Origin of the sequence: Alkaliphilus transvaalensis ATCC 700919, assembly GCF_000621485.1 — a bacterium.
Classification (GTDB): Bacteria; Bacillota; Clostridia; order Peptostreptococcales; family Natronincolaceae; genus Alkaliphilus; species Alkaliphilus transvaalensis.
Genome location: NZ_KK211288.1, coordinates 41,749 through 56,415, shown reverse-complemented (window position 1 = coordinate 56,415; position 14,667 = coordinate 41,749). Strand labels below are relative to the sequence as shown.

Genomic DNA, 14,667 nt, shown 5'->3' with positions numbered 1-14,667 from the left:
GTAGGGTTGTTGACTTAAGATAATAGGAGGTATTGACTTGAAGAATAATAAGGGTGATGACCTAAGCCAATATCTTGTTACTGGAATGATTATAGGTTTATTTGTGGGTAGTGCTTTTTCTATAATTATGAGAAATAACACTTTATTGGCAATAAATGGAACAGGTTTTGGTCTATCTTTTGGATTATTAATTGCAGTGATTGTTTATGGATTAAAGAAGTCAGGAAGTGAATAAGCTTATTTTGTCTATGTTTATCTTAATTTAGAATAGGGCTGATAATAATGAAAAAGTAAAGAAGAGGGTAGCCTTAAAGAATACAGGGGAAATTGATTAAAATATAAAGATTGTGCCCATAATTGAAAAATAGTTAATTAATAAACTCCTATATGTTGACAATAATAGTGAAATTAGATAGTATTAATATGATAAGCATTCATTATGTATGTTAGACATCCAGTAGATCATATGGATGTTTTTTGTAATACATAGGAAATTATAGAATTCAGGGTTAATTTTGATATGATTTCATGTATTTCAAGGAAAGTCTGCCAATTAATCTTCTTAGGAAGGCTTTATTTTATAGATAACTGGGTATATTTAGTAAGAAATATATTACGTTAGAAGACAAATGAGCTTATTAAATATTTTAATATTGTATGCAATTTAATAGTTAAATAAAAAACTAATAAATGGTAAACTAAATAGAGGAGGAACATAAATGAATTCAGAAATCATTAAGCAAGAAGATAATAAAATCACACTAAAGTTGGTTGTTGGGCCAGAAAAGTTTGAAGAAGCCATCAATAAAGCCTACAATAAACTAAAGGTGAGATTTAATATTCCAGGCTTTAGAAAAGGTAAAGCACCAAGAAAGATTATCGAAGCTCAATATGGTAAAGAGGTTTTCTATGAGGAAGCAATTAATATCTGTTTACCAGAGGTTTATGAGGCAGCATTAGAGCTACATAATATTGATCCTGTAGACCGTCCAGAAATCGACGTTGAAGAGATTAAGAAGGGTGAAGATATTGTATTTACTGCAATTGTTGAAGTAATGCCTGATTTTGAGATCGACAACTATAAAGGTATAGAAGTAGAGAAAAAAGAGTATAATGTACAAGAAGAGGATCTACAAAAAGAACTAGATAACATGTTAGAAAAGAATTCAAGAATGATTGCTATTGAAGATCGTCCAATTAAGGATCAAGATATGGTAATTATTGATTACAAAGGATTTGCTGATGGGGTAGCTTTTGAAGGTGGAACAGCTGAAAAACAATCCCTTCTAATTGGTTCTGGTCGTTTTATTCCAGGATTCGAAGAGCAATTAATTGGTGCTAATATCGGTGATGAAGTAAAGGTACAAGTAACCTTCCCAGATGAATATCATTCAGAAGATTTAGCAGGTAAAGAGGCTACATTTGAAGTTAAAATCCATGAGATAAAAGAAAAAGAAATGCCTGCTTTAGATGATGAGTTTGCTAAAGATATATCTGAATTTGATACTCTTGATGAATTAAAGGCAGATATTAGAACTAAGTTAGAAGACCAAGCTAAGAATAGAGCTGAAGAAGAAGTAAAAAATGATGTGATAGAATCAATTGTTGATACAGTAAATATCGATATTCCAAACCCTGTTATAGAGAGACAAATTGATAGTATGTTAAGAGACTTCTCTTATCAATTAAGCTATCAAGGGCTAAACTTAGACTATTACTATCAAATGACTGGAACTGATGAAAGTGCATTAAGAGACCAAATGAGATCTGATGCTGAAGCAAGAGTTAAAACACAACTTGTTCTAGAGAAGATTAGTAAATTAGAGGCAATTGAAGCAACTGAAGAAGAACTTCAAGCAGAAATGGAAAAATTAGCAGCTCAATATAAGCAAGACTTAGAGCAGTTTAAATCTAATTTAAGAGATTCAGATTTAGCTTTCTTTAAAGAGAATATCGTAGTTAGAAAAACAATTGATTTCTTAGTAGATCATGCCAAGATATCTTAATAAATAATTGTATTTGGGAGGGAGATAATTATGGCATTGGTACCAGTAGTCGTAGAACAAACAAATAGAGGTGAAAGATCCTACGACATTTATTCAAGATTATTAAAGGAAAGAATCATCTTTCTAAGTGACGAAGTTAATGACGTTACAGCTAGCTTAGTTGTAGCCCAATTAATCTTTCTTGAAGCAGAGGACCCAGACAAAGATATTCAAATTTATATTAATAGTCCTGGTGGTTCTATTACAGCAGGTATGGCTATATACGATACAATGAATTACATTAAGCCAGATGTATCTACTTTATGTATTGGTATGGCAGCAAGTATGGGAGCATTTTTACTGGCTGCTGGAGCCAAGGGTAAGCGTTTTGCTTTACCGAATGCTGAAATTATGATCCATCAACCATTAGGTGGAACAAGAGGGCAAGCAGAAGATATTCGTATTCATGCTGAAAGAATCTTGAAGATGAGAGATACCATTAATAAGATTTTAGCTGAAAGAACAGGTCAACCGTTAGAAAGAATTCAAAAGGATACTGACCGAGATTTCTTTATGGAGGCACAAGACGCAAAGGAATATGGTATCATAGACGAAGTGATTACCTTCAGAAAATAAGCCAGTGAAAGAGGTGTGGAAATGTCTAGATTCGAGGATAAAAAGCAGCTAAAATGCTCCTTCTGCGGTAAATCCCAAGATCAAGTAAGACGATTGATTGCCGGACCAAATGTATATATCTGTGACGAGTGTATTGAGCTTTGTCAAGAAATTATACAGGAAGAATTTGACGAGAATATTGATATTGACTTAACGAATTTACCGAAACCCAAGGAAATAAGAGACATTCTAGACCAGTATGTCATTGGGCAAGAAGAGGCCAAAAAAGCTCTTGCTGTGGCAGTATATAACCACTACAAGAGAATAAATATGGATGTTAAAAGTGATGATGTAGAACTTCAAAAGAGTAACATCATTATGATGGGACCAACTGGTTCTGGTAAAACATTATTAGCACAAACGTTAGCTAAAATTCTAAACGTTCCCTTTGCCATTGCAGATGCAACTTCTTTAACAGAAGCTGGGTATGTTGGTGAGGATGTTGAAAATATTTTATTAAAGTTAATTCAAGCTGCAGATTATGATATAGAAAAGGCTGAAAAAGGAATTATCTATATTGATGAAGTAGATAAAATTGCTAGAAAGTCAGAAAATCCATCCATCACTAGAGATGTTAGTGGAGAAGGGGTACAGCAGGCGTTACTTAAAATTTTAGAAGGAACAGTAGCCAGTGTACCACCGCAAGGAGGAAGAAAACATCCCCATCAAGAATTCATTCAAATTGATACAACAAATGTATTATTTATTTGCGGTGGAGCCTTTGATGGAGTAGAGAAGATTATCCAAAAGAGAATTGGAAAAACCTCTATGGGCTTTGGAGCGGATGTTAAAAGCAAAGAAATTAAAGACTTAGGTCAATTATTAAAAAATATCCAACCAGAAGATTTACTGAAATTTGGTTTGATACCAGAATTTGTTGGTCGTTTACCAGTAATGGTAACCTTAGATCAGCTGGATGAAGCTGCTTTAGTTCAAATTCTATCAGAACCCAAAAATGCTTTAGTGAAACAGTATAATAAGCTATTTGAAATAGACGGTGTAGCCTTAGAATTTGAAGAGGGTGCATTAGAGTTAATTGCTAGAAAAGCAATTGAAAGAAAAACTGGTGCTAGAGGATTAAGAGGAATTACAGAAGGAATCATGTTAGATATCATGTATGACATACCTTCAGATGATAGTATAGAAAAAGTAGTTATCACCAAGGATACAGTAACCAACAGAACAAGACCAACTGTAATCTATAAAGAGACAAAAGATAAAGAACAGAACGAAACTGCATCATAAAATGTGTTTATGATCATCATAAAGGGTAGATATTCGGTGGAATATCTACCCTTTAGTTTTTTGAGGAAATTTAAAAAATATCATAACGATGAATTGTAAACAGGAAAGTTTTCGTTTTCCATTAATGAAGTTTAGCTAAATGGAATAAACAACAATTCCCATGATCCCCGACAATAGAATCACTCCAATAGGATGGAGCTTAGTTTTATATAAAATACCTAAAATAGCTAAACCAATTAACAAACTCTTTACATCAGTTATTGAGGTCTTAAAAAGCGAGACACAAGCGGCAGCAATTAAACCAATTACAGCTGGGCGAATCCCTGCAAATATCCCCTTAACTATGTAAGAATCATAATATTTAATAATAATGCGGGCTAAACCTGTAACCAAAACAAAGGAAGTAAATACAACACCTATGGTAGCAACAATTGAACCCATTACTCCTAGATATCTAAAACCTACAAAGGTGGCAGCATTAATGGCGATGGGACCAGGAGACATTTCAGAGATTGCAATGATATCAATAAACTCGCTATGGGTTAGCCATTGATTAATGTAGACAATTTCTTCTTCTATAAGGGGTAACATTGCATAGCCCCCACCAAAGCTAAAGGCTCCTATTTTTAAAAATGCGATAAATAATCTAAGAAACGCCATTTTCCTTCTCCTTTCTTTTGGTATAAACTAAACCTGCTGTTGCACAAGCTATAATGGTAAAAATGGGATGTACATTAAAGACTGCTATTGCAATAAAAGCAGTAACGGCAATAATCAAATTAAAGGTTTTTCTTTCGATTGCTTTACCTAATTTAAGGGCAGCCATAAAAATAAGGGCTACAATTGCTGGGCGAACGCCATGAAAGAACATTTGAATGCTGGGTATATCTTTAATGAAATTATAAAAAGTTGCTAAAACTAAAATAATTAAAAAAGAAGGTAGAACTGTACCTAGTAAGGCCATTAAGGCTCCTAGGATACCGTATAATTTAAAACCAACAAAAATCGTTGTATTGACAGCAATGGCCCCTGGAAGGCTTTGAGAAACGGCAATAATATCTAGAAACTCCTCGTTTTCAATAAGCTCTGCATTTTCCACAATCTCTTTTTGGATAATTGGAACCATTGCATAGCCGCCTCCAAAGGTAAAGGCGCCAACTTTGAAAAAAATCCAAAAGAGACTTAAATATTTTTTCAAAATAACTCCTCCTAACATTAAGATGAATGAGGAAAAACTGAGAATAGCAGTTTCCTCATATTAAATGATCATATCTATTATATCATAAAAAAAATAAAAAACTTAATCTTCCTATTATTGTAACCATAGATCAGTTTTTTCTAAAGGATAAAAAGAAAACCACCGTACATACTATTTATATAAAGTTATGGAAGGAGGTTTTCTTTTTGCCTAGCGTATTTTTTTTAGTCCAATTCTTTTTTGCTGTTATTATTGGACTGTATTTTTTGAGTCTTCTTAAAAGTCAACAGGGTAGCAAAAGTGCAATTGAAAAGGAATCAAAAAAAGAAATGGATAAGTTAAGGAAGTTGAGGGATCGTTCCCTAACAGTACCTTTATCTGAATTTACCAGACCTTCTACCCTTGAAGATATTATTGGTCAAGAAGAGGGAGTAAAAGCCCTGAGGGCTGCCTTATGTAGTCCTAACCCTCAACATGTTATTATATATGGGACACCTGGTGTTGGTAAAACAGCTGCCGCCAGAGTAATCTTAGAAGAAGCAAAAAAGAGTGCCATATCACCCTTTAATGAAGAATCTAAATTTATAGAAATGGATGCAACAACATTAAGGTTTGACGATAGAGGAATTGCCGATCCCCTTATGGGTTCAGTACATGATCCCATTTATCAAGGAGCTGGGCCCCTAGGGCAAGCAGGCATACCCCAACCAAAGCCTGGTGCAGTGACAAAAGCCCATGGCGGTATTCTCTTTTTAGATGAAATAGGAGAATTACACCCCGTTCAAATGAATAAGCTCTTAAAAGTATTAGAAGATCGTAAGGTATACTTAGAAAGTGCTTATTATAATTCGGAAGATTCTAATGTACCAAGTCATATACATGAGATATTTCAAAATGGTTTACCAGCAGATTTTCGCCTTGTGGCAGCGACTACAAGAACAGCAGCAGAGCTACCATCGGCCCTAAGATCCCGTTGTATAGAAATCTATTTTAGACCCTTGTCCCAAGAAGAGATTGGTATAATAGCAAGAAATGCATGTAAAAAAAGTAAATTTGAAATAGAAGATGGCGCAATTGAAGAAATCAAAAAGTACGCAACTAATGGAAGGGAAGCCGTAAATATCATCCAAATTTCCAGCGGATTAGTGCAAACTCAAAATAGGTTTCAAATAACATTAGCTGATGTACAATGGGTTATTGAAAGTGGTCATTATCAACCAAGACCAGAGAAAAAGATAGAAAATCAACCCTATGCTGGTTTTGTTAATGGATTAGGTGTATTCGGTCCCAACCTAGGTATGATGATAGAAATAGAAGCTTCTGCTATTAGGATACCTGAAAAGGGTAAGGGAAGAATTATTGTAACAGGCATCGTTGAAAGGGAAGAAACAAATGCTTCTGGAAAAACATTAAAAAGAAGAAGTACAGCTTCTGATTCAGTCGACAATGTATTAACTGTAATTAGAAAGTTTCTTAATGTAGATCCTAGAGATTATGATATCCATCTAAATTTTCCAGGTGGTATTCCTATCGATGGACCTTCGGCAGGTATTACGATGGTTACAGCTATTTATTCAGCAATTACCAATCAGCCTATCGACAATCGAGTTGCCATGACCGGAGAAATATCCATTAGAGGTAAGGTAAAGCCAATAGGTGGTGTAGTGGCTAAGATTGAGGCTGCTAAGAAAGCAGGTTGTAGGAGGGTAATTATTCCAAAGGATAATTATCAAGAAAGATTTAAGGAAATGGGTTTAGAAGTTATTCCTGTAGACCACATTGAAGAAGTAATAAAACAAGCCATTTATCAAGAGAATATTAACACAGATAATCCTATATCTGAAACGATTCCTTTAGTGGCTGCATTAGGCAATGATCAGCAAAATATTAAATAAAAATTGAAGCCCTAACAAACGATCCTAATCTTTTAGGTTTTGTTGGGGTTTTTATATTATTTCTTTCATCAATTTTAATCTAGGCAAAGTTCTTGGAATCAAGACAAATTAGTAAAGTTTGTTAAAATGATGGATTATATGATATTATATAATAATAAAAATGAGTATTTTTATCTAGTTACTTTATCTTCTGCTGATATAACCATTAAAAAAAGGGTACAATATTGAAAAAAGAAGGATTAATGATTATAATAAAAGCTGATTGCTAAATAAGCTATTACAGCTATTAGTTGGAAATAACTAAAGCTTAAATGATACAAATTATGAAATAAGGAGTGAGTTGTTTGGAGGAAAATAAAATTCTTCATGAAAATGGTCGAAAGCTTCCTATGATTCCCTTAAGGGGGTTAACGGTTTTTCCATATATGGTGCTTCATTTTGATGTTGGACGGCAGAGGTCAATTAATGCTCTAGAAGAAGCTATGGTAAATGATCAATTGATTTTTCTAGCCACCCAAAAGGAAGCAGAAGTCAATATGCCTACCCCAGATGATTTTTACCAAGTTGGAACCATCTCGAAAATTAAGCAAATGCTTAAATTGCCTGGCGACACCATTCGTGTCCTAATTGAAGGAATTAATAGAGCCAGAATTAAAACCATTACTCAAGAAGAGCCATATATTCTAGTTGAAGTTGAGGAAGAGATTCATCCAACCGAGTTAGAAGGGGATCGAGACATTGAGGCCTTAATGCGAAGTGTACTAGATGCATTTGAACAATACATAGAAGTAAGTAACAAAATCTCACCAGAAATACTTTTGACTGTATCAGAAATTGATATGCCTGGCAGATTAGCCGACACCATAGGGGCGAATATTACCTTAAAACAGTCTCAAAAACAAGAAATTTTAGAGGCTTTTGAACCAAGGGAAAGACTAGAAACCCTTTATAGAATTCTTTTAGAGGAAATTGAAATTCTAGAAATAGAACAAAAGATAAATAGTCGAGTAAAAAAACAAATTAATAAGGTGCAAAAAGAGTACTATTTAAGGGAGCAAATGAAGGCGATTCAAAAGGAATTAGGTGAAGACGAGGGCGTTGTAGAAGAGGTAGATGAGTTCCGACAAAAGTTAGCAAAATTAAAGCTACCAAAGGAAATAAACGAAAAAATTGATCGTGAAATAGAGCGATTATTGAGATTATCTCCTTCTTCGGCAGAAACTGGTGTCATAAGAAATTACGTTGATTGGGTACTTAATCTACCTTGGAATAAGGAGACAAAGGACAAGCTTGATATTAAAGAGTCGGCAGCTATTCTTGATGAAGACCACTATGGATTAGAAAAGGTTAAAGATAGAATATTAGAATACTTAGCAATACGTCAACTTGCAAAAACAATGAAAGGCCCCATTTTATGTTTAGTAGGGCCTCCAGGGGTGGGTAAAACCTCTATAGCAAAGTCTATTGCAAGGGCATTAAATCGTAAATTTGTAAGGATGTCTCTTGGTGGTGTAAGGGATGAGGCAGAGATTAGGGGCCATAGAAGAACCTATGTTGGAGCAATCCCTGGTAGAATTATATCGGCCATTAGACAAGTTGGCTCAAAAAATCCTGTATTATTATTAGATGAAATTGACAAGTTAGCCAGCGATTTTAGGGGAGATCCAGCTTCGGCTTTACTAGAGGTACTAGATCCCGAGCAAAACTCGGATTTTACAGATCATTTCTTAGAAATTCCCTTTAATCTTTCTAAGGTGATGTTTGTAACGACTGCCAATTCTTTAGATACGATCCCAAGGCCTTTACTTGATCGTATGGAGGTAATCCGTATTGCGGGCTATACCGATGAAGAGAAGCTGAACATTGCCACTAAATATCTCCTTCCTAAACAAATTAAAGAACATGGATTAAAACCAGAAAACCTTAAGGTTTCAGAAAATGCCCTGAGGGATATTATCAATAACTATACAAAGGAGTCTGGAGTAAGAAATCTTGAAAGACAAATTGCAAATGTTTGCCGTAAAGCTGCAAAGAAAATGGTTGAAGATAAAGTAAAACTTGTTAGAATAAATCCAACTAATCTTGTTAAGTACCTTGGTCGACCTATTTTCCGATACGACTTAATCAATAAAAAAGATGAAGTAGGGATCGTAAGAGGGCTAGCTTGGACTCCCGTTGGTGGAGATACCTTATCTATTGAAGTAACCCCTATGAAGGGTCAAGGAAAGTTAGTTTTAACTGGACAATTAGGGGATGTAATGAAGGAATCAGCAAGGGCTGGGATTAGTTATATTCGGTCTAGGGTAGATGAATTAAACATTGATCCAGATTTCCATACAAATAAGGATATTCATATTCATATCCCTGAAGGAGCTATTCCAAAGGATGGACCTTCAGCTGGGACAGCAATGGCTACTGCTGTTATTTCGGCATTAACCAATATTCCTGTTTCTAAAGATGTGGCAATGACAGGAGAAATTACATTGCGGGGTAGGGTATTAGCTATTGGTGGTGTAAAGGAAAAAGTATTGGCCGCAAGACGGGCTGGGATCCAAAAAGTTCTTTTACCTAAGGAAAATGAGAAGGACATGGAGGATATCCCCGAAAACGTTAGAAAAAAATTAGACTTTGTTTTTGTAGAACACATGGATGAGGTATTGGAACATGCCTTGAAAAGGGGAGAAAAAGATGAAAATTAAGACTGCTGATATTGTCATCAGTGCAGTTGCACCGAAACAATATCCAGAAGACCTATTACCTGAAATCGCAATGGTTGGTAGATCTAATGTAGGGAAATCCTCTACTATTAATACACTGTTAAACCGTAGAAAATTAGCTAGGGTAAGTCAGAATCCAGGTAAGACAAGAACGATTAACTTTTATATCATCAATAAAGAATTTTATCTTGTAGACCTGCCAGGTTATGGTTATGCTAAGGTATCAAAAACTGAGAGGGCTTCTTGGGGGAAGATTATGGAAACCTATCTTTCAACAAGAACAAATCTACAAGAAGTAATTCTGTTGGTAGATATTCGTCATGAACCAACTGAAGACGACAAGCTAATGTATGATTGGATTAAACACTTTGGATATGGAACAATTGTTGTAGCAACAAAATCAGATAAAATTTCAAGATCTCAACAACAAAAACATTTTAAAATAATTAGAGAAGCCTTGCAGATGGCTCCAGAGGACAAAATTGTTCCAATTTCTTCTTTGAAAAAGGAAGGAATTGATAAATTATGGGGAGCAATAGAAGACTTATTCTCAAGCAGAAATTTACCAATAACAATGGAAGAAGCTCCAAAGTAGGTTACCTACTTTGGAGTTTTTTGTTGTTAGAAATTTTCATACTAGCAGTTTAGTTTTCAACAATGGAGAGAATGAAAGCCATTATTATCATCCTTTTATAGTATGGTATAGGATGTAGCCTGTAGGTTAGTACATTGGCTATGAAATCCTACTTGATAAGGTTAAGGACTTATGTTAGTATAAGAAAGTAAATTAATGGTAAAATTTTCTACATTTCTTTATGTTTGATTTGTATAATCATTATGGAGTAGAAGGCCCTTAAGACCTTCAGAAATTTAGGGGGTAAACATGAAAATTTCCTTAGCACCATTTTTTAAGATTAGCATAATGATTATTAGTTTCGGTATTTTGCTAATTCTATTTCTACCTGCTAGAACACCAAAGTATAAGGGATTAGAGAAATATGCCAATAGTGTAGCTAAGCTGGAAATGGTAGAAATAGGAGGAATAAAACAATCGTTGCTAGTTAGAGGAACTGACATAGAAAACCCCATAATCTTAAATTTGCATGGAGGCCCCAGCTATGCTCAAATTGGTTTTGCTAGAAAGTATCAGAAGAAGCTAGAAGAAGAATTCATTGTTGTTAATTGGGATCAGAGGGGATCAGGTAAATCCTACTCTTTTGGTACTGAAAAAACAACCATGACTAGGGAACAGTTTATTGCAGATACGGTAGAAATAATTGACTACCTATGTCGAGAATATAATAAAGAAAAGGTATATTTAGTTGGACATTCATGGGGTAGTGACTTAGGACTGCATGTAGTGTCCCAATATCCAGAAAGAATATTAGCATATATCGGTGTTGGGCAAGTAATAGATTGGAAAAGAGGAGAAGAAATATCCTATCATTATGCTTATGGAGTAGCTAAAGAAAATGAAGACCATAAGGCCTTAAAGGTTCTTGATGAAATCGGACCACCTCCCTATGGGAATATGGTTAAGGATATCTCAAAACAGAGAAAAATACTAAATCGGTATAATGGGACAGAGCTACAAATTAACACGCTAAAGGATACCATCTATGGTTTTTTATTTTCACCTGAATATACAGGAATAGATGGAATTAGATATGTAATAGGAAGTCTTTTTACAGCCAATTTAATGTTTGAAAAAGTAATGGATATAAATTTGATTGAAGCAATTCCAATTGTCGAAGTACCAGTATATTTTGCAGTTGGAAGGCAGGATCATTTAACTACACCTCAATTAGTGGAAGAGTATGTTGAGGCACTACAAGCTCCCTATAAGGAAGTTATATGGTTTGAGAACTCAGCCCACTTTCCTCATTTTGAGGAAGTTGAAAAGTTTTATGACCTAATGCTTTCAATCAAAGAAAAGAGCCATTAATTGTTTTTTAGTAACCTAAGCATATAGAATTAAGGCATAAGTTTAAACTATCTGCTTATGTTGAAGCTTATTACAGTTCTCTTAATTTAATAATTTAAGTCGAACTTTGCTGTTGGTTATAAAAAAGGCTAAGTCCATTAGTTTCTGGGCTTAGCCTTTAGATATTTAATTTATTATATGTACTATTCAGCTGGTTCAAACATGTCCTTACCAACACCACAAACTGGACAAACCCAATCATCTGGAATATCTTCAAAAGCTGTTCCTGGCTCGATTCCGCTATCTGGATCTCCTAATTCTGGATCATAAACCCATCCACATGGTATACATAGATATTTCATATTGCATTACTCCTTTCAATTTTAATATAGGCAAAATCCGTCTGTATAGTTATATGAAGGATTTCACTTAATTATACAATAAAGTTATACCCTATAATCGAAAACTTAAACACTGAATTAGAACTTCTATTTTAATTTTTGAATAAAATAAAATAAGGAGGGGTTGTCATGGCTATTAAAGAATTTTTAAATAGAATTGGAATAGGAAAGAAAAAACAAGTAGATTGTATTCAGGTAACTTTATTTGGATTAGACATTAAAGTAACCAGGGTTACAGACCCAGAAATCCCTCATGAAGTAACGGTGGTAACCCCACGGGCAGAATATAGAGAAAGATATAACGGAGAAAATCAATTGGTGGAAAAGGAAATCATACTCAATAGTATAACAGTTGTTCATGCACCGAGACACCCCTTAGCGGGTCCCCCTTCACCGCCACCAGAAATTCCTGTTAGAAGCATTAATTTTATTCCAAAAGAGTAGCTTGGTGTTAGGAAAGATGAATTGAAGAAGTAATTTTAAATGGGGGAATTGCAGTAAAAAATAGCAATGGGATGGTACTTTGCAATTTCCTCAAATATCAATATATTTTACCATATTATTTTATTCTTATGATATAATAAATTCAGAGGATATAAAAAATTATAAGGAGTGGATATTGTGAAGGACCCTAGAATACAACAATTAGCAGAAAACCTTATAAAATATTCAGTAAACCTACAGCCAGGAGAAAAAGTTTTAATTGAAGCTATCGGAGTGGAATACCCGCTAGTACAAGCTTTAATTAAAGAAACCTATAAGGCTGAAGGTATTCCCTTTGTTACAGTGAAGAGTCATCTATTTACAAGAGAATTATTATTAGGCACTTCTGAAGAACAATTAAAATTAATGGCAAAGTATGAATTAGATAGAATGAAGGATATGGATGCTTATATTGGCTTAAGGGCAGGAGAAAACAGTAACGAATTAAGCGATGTACCATCAGAAAAAATTAAGCTCTATACAGAATTATTTGTTTCGCCAGTACATATTCAAGAACGAGTTAAAAACACTAAGTGGGTCGTTTTAAGATATCCTAATTTTTCTATGGCCCAGTCTGCTAATATGAGTACAGAGGCCTTTGAAGACTTCTACTTTAATGTGTGTAACCTAGATTATGCTAAAATGGATGAAGCGATGAATCCATTAGTAGAATTAATGAAGAAAACCGATAAAGTAAGAATTACAGGCAAGGACACTAATCTAGAATTCTCCATTAAAGATATCGGAGTTGTTAAGTGTGCAGGCAGAAGAAACATACCTGATGGCGAGGTTTATACGGCACCAATAATTGATTCTGTTAATGGTTATATCACCTATAATACACCATCCATGTATCAAGGATTTACCTATGAAAATGTTAAATTAGAGTTTAAAGACGGAAAAATTATCAATGCTACTGCCAATGATACAGAAAGAATCAATGGTGTTTTTGATACCGACGAAGGGGCAAGGTATATCGGAGAATTTGCAATTGGAGTTAATCCATATATTTTAGACCCAATGAAGGATACATTATTTGATGAAAAAATTATGGGAAGTTTCCATTTCACACCTGGAGCTGCCTATAAAGAAGCTGACAATGGAAATCGTTCTGCTGTCCATTGGGATTTAGTATTTATCCAAAGGCCAGAATTTGGTGGAGGAGAAATCTATTTCGATGATCTTCTAATCCGAAAAGATGGAATATTTGTTATTGATGAATTAAAGGGGTTAAACCCAGAGAATCTTAAATAAAATAATTAATTAAGAGATTATTGAGAGCGTGGAGAGATCCACGCTCTTATCATGGGGATATTTATAATGGTTTGCTATTTTTATGATAGAATACTATTATTTAAATAAGATCAGTGAATTGCTTATTAAGTATTCCATAGGATTAAGATAGGATTTAGGAGGTTAATGATGAACTATTTATTTGATTTTAGAATAGACTCTAAAGAAGTACAGGAAATTATGAAAAAAGATTTAAGGCTTGCTAAGTTAATCAATATGATTGGAGACTTGAAGATTCAGTTACCATCCGACCATTTTAGAAGTTTATGTAGAAATATTGTGGGGCAACAATTATCAGTAAAGGCCGCAGCCACCATTTGGAAACGATTCCAAGAAGGTTGTGGAGAACTGTCACCAGAAGGAATCTTAGCAATGAAAGAGGAAGCCCTTAGGGCCTTTGGACTATCACGATCGAAGGTAGTTTATATTAAGGATTTATGTCATAAAATAATAGACCAAGAAATTATTCTTACAGAATTTAATCAGCTAACGGACCAAGAGGTAATTTCTAATTTAACTAAGGTGAAGGGCATTGGAAAATGGACAGCAGAAATGTTTTTAATTTTCTCGTTGGGAAGGCTAGATGTCTTTGCTATGGAAGATCTGGGACTAAAAAGAGCTGTAAAATGGATTTATGATTTGGAGGAGCTTCCTAAAAAGAAAGCGTTAGAAGAGTACAGTCAGATATGGATGCCCCATCGCACAATTGCATCCCTTTATCTATGGGAAGGAATTAATCAAAAAATTATTCCTTAAACTGCCCTATTCATTAAATATATCTCTAAATATATCTCTAAATATATCATTAAATATCTTTAAATATCTTTAAATATACCTGGTTAAGGGTTATA

Annotated in this window: 14 protein-coding genes; 11 read left to right on the top strand and 3 right to left on the bottom strand. The window is 34.3% G+C overall.

The features are described from left to right. The first annotated feature begins 37 nt into the window (after positions 1-37). The 4 genes from T335_RS0118510 to clpX all read left to right on the top strand — a co-directional run bounded on the left by T335_RS0118510 (position 38) and on the right by clpX (position 3,905). Positions 38-235: a hypothetical protein gene (locus T335_RS0118510; protein ID WP_026478855.1), complete on the top strand. Its 198-nt coding sequence runs from the start codon at positions 38-40 to the stop codon at positions 233-235. Between the two features lie 484 nt (positions 236-719). Then, complete coding sequence (tig, locus tag T335_RS0118505) at positions 720-2,006, top strand: trigger factor (protein ID WP_026478854.1); 1,287 nt, start codon at positions 720-722, stop codon at positions 2,004-2,006. 30 nt (positions 2,007-2,036) lie between these two features. After that, complete coding sequence (clpP, locus tag T335_RS0118500) at positions 2,037-2,621, top strand: ATP-dependent Clp endopeptidase proteolytic subunit ClpP (protein ID WP_026478853.1); 585 nt, start codon at positions 2,037-2,039, stop codon at positions 2,619-2,621. A 21-nt stretch (positions 2,622-2,642) separates the two neighbouring features. Beyond that, positions 2,643-3,905, top strand: a complete 1,263-nt coding sequence (gene clpX, locus T335_RS0118495; protein WP_026478852.1) for an ATP-dependent Clp protease ATP-binding subunit ClpX — start codon at positions 2,643-2,645, stop codon at positions 3,903-3,905. 135 nt (positions 3,906-4,040) lie between these two features. Here the strand turns inward: clpX and T335_RS0118490 are convergent, their stop codons facing one another. Together T335_RS0118490 and T335_RS0118485 are read right to left on the bottom strand one after the other, a co-directional pair. Beyond that, entirely contained in the window at positions 4,041-4,565 is a 525-nt protein-coding gene (locus T335_RS0118490) for a chromate transporter (RefSeq protein WP_026478851.1), read from the bottom strand. Continuing rightward, on the bottom strand, positions 4,552-5,103 hold the full coding sequence (locus T335_RS0118485) for a chromate transporter (RefSeq protein ID WP_034328919.1): 552 nt from the start codon (positions 5,101-5,103) through the stop codon (positions 4,552-4,554). Before T335_RS0118485 ends, T335_RS0118490 begins: the two co-directional genes overlap by 14 nt. Before the next feature lie 206 nt (positions 5,104-5,309). Here T335_RS0118485 and lonB point away from each other — a divergent pair, with 206 nt between their 5' ends. The 4 genes from lonB to T335_RS0118465 all read left to right on the top strand — a co-directional run bounded on the left by lonB (position 5,310) and on the right by T335_RS0118465 (position 11,660). Then, entirely contained in the window at positions 5,310-6,998 is a 1,689-nt protein-coding gene (gene lonB / locus T335_RS0118480) for an ATP-dependent protease LonB (RefSeq protein ID WP_026478849.1), read from the top strand. A 344-nt stretch (positions 6,999-7,342) separates the two neighbouring features. Further along, complete coding sequence (gene lon, locus T335_RS0118475) at positions 7,343-9,697, top strand: endopeptidase La (protein WP_026478848.1); 2,355 nt, start codon at positions 7,343-7,345, stop codon at positions 9,695-9,697. Beyond that, the gene (gene yihA / locus T335_RS0118470; protein ID WP_026478847.1) at positions 9,687-10,310 is read left to right on the top strand and encodes a ribosome biogenesis GTP-binding protein YihA/YsxC; all 624 of its coding nucleotides are present in this window, start codon (positions 9,687-9,689) and stop codon (positions 10,308-10,310) included. Before lon ends, yihA begins: the two co-directional genes overlap by 11 nt. Positions 10,311-10,598: 288 nt before the next feature. Then, complete coding sequence (locus T335_RS0118465) at positions 10,599-11,660, top strand: alpha/beta fold hydrolase (RefSeq protein WP_084281500.1); 1,062 nt, start codon at positions 10,599-10,601, stop codon at positions 11,658-11,660. A 182-nt stretch (positions 11,661-11,842) separates the two neighbouring features. Here the strand turns inward: T335_RS0118465 and rd are convergent, their stop codons facing one another. Continuing rightward, complete coding sequence (gene rd, locus T335_RS22115; protein ID WP_084281498.1) at positions 11,843-12,001, bottom strand: rubredoxin; 159 nt, start codon at positions 11,999-12,001, stop codon at positions 11,843-11,845. A 168-nt stretch (positions 12,002-12,169) separates the two neighbouring features. On the opposite strand from rd, the gene T335_RS0118455 reads away from it, so the two are divergent. The 3 genes from T335_RS0118455 to T335_RS0118445 all read left to right on the top strand — a co-directional run bounded on the left by T335_RS0118455 (position 12,170) and on the right by T335_RS0118445 (position 14,572). After that, a complete protein-coding gene (locus T335_RS0118455) occupies positions 12,170-12,484 on the top strand; it encodes a hypothetical protein (RefSeq protein WP_026478845.1) in 315 nt (104 codons plus the stop codon). 177 nt (positions 12,485-12,661) lie between these two features. After that, entirely contained in the window at positions 12,662-13,777 is a 1,116-nt protein-coding gene (locus tag T335_RS0118450; protein ID WP_026478844.1) for an aminopeptidase, read from the top strand. Positions 13,778-13,945: 168 nt separating this feature from the next. Next, a complete protein-coding gene (locus T335_RS0118445) occupies positions 13,946-14,572 on the top strand; it encodes a DNA-3-methyladenine glycosylase family protein (RefSeq protein WP_242837330.1) in 627 nt (208 codons plus the stop codon). The last annotated feature ends 95 nt before the right edge of the window (positions 14,573-14,667 follow it).

Bases quoted from the DNA above. Each gene is read 5' to 3' on its own strand.
- tig (WP_026478854.1), top strand. From the start codon at position 720: ATGAATTCAGAAATCATTAAGCAAGAAGATAATAAAATCACACTAAAG.
- clpP (WP_026478853.1), top strand. From the start codon at position 2,037: ATGGCATTGGTACCAGTAGTCGTAGAACAAACAAATAGAGGTGAAAGA.
- clpX (WP_026478852.1), top strand. From the start codon at position 2,643: ATGTCTAGATTCGAGGATAAAAAGCAGCTAAAATGCTCCTTCTGCGGT.
- T335_RS0118490 (WP_026478851.1), bottom strand. From the start codon at position 4,565: ATGGCGTTTCTTAGATTATTTATCGCATTTTTAAAAATAGGAGCCTTT.
- yihA (WP_026478847.1), top strand. From the start codon at position 9,687: ATGAAAATTAAGACTGCTGATATTGTCATCAGTGCAGTTGCACCGAAA.
- T335_RS0118465 (WP_084281500.1), top strand. From the start codon at position 10,599: ATGAAAATTTCCTTAGCACCATTTTTTAAGATTAGCATAATGATTATT.
- rd (WP_084281498.1), bottom strand. From the start codon at position 12,001: ATGAAATATCTATGTATACCATGTGGATGGGTTTATGATCCAGAATTA.
- T335_RS0118455 (WP_026478845.1), top strand. From the start codon at position 12,170: ATGGCTATTAAAGAATTTTTAAATAGAATTGGAATAGGAAAGAAAAAA.
- T335_RS0118445 (WP_242837330.1), top strand. From the start codon at position 13,946: ATGAACTATTTATTTGATTTTAGAATAGACTCTAAAGAAGTACAGGAA.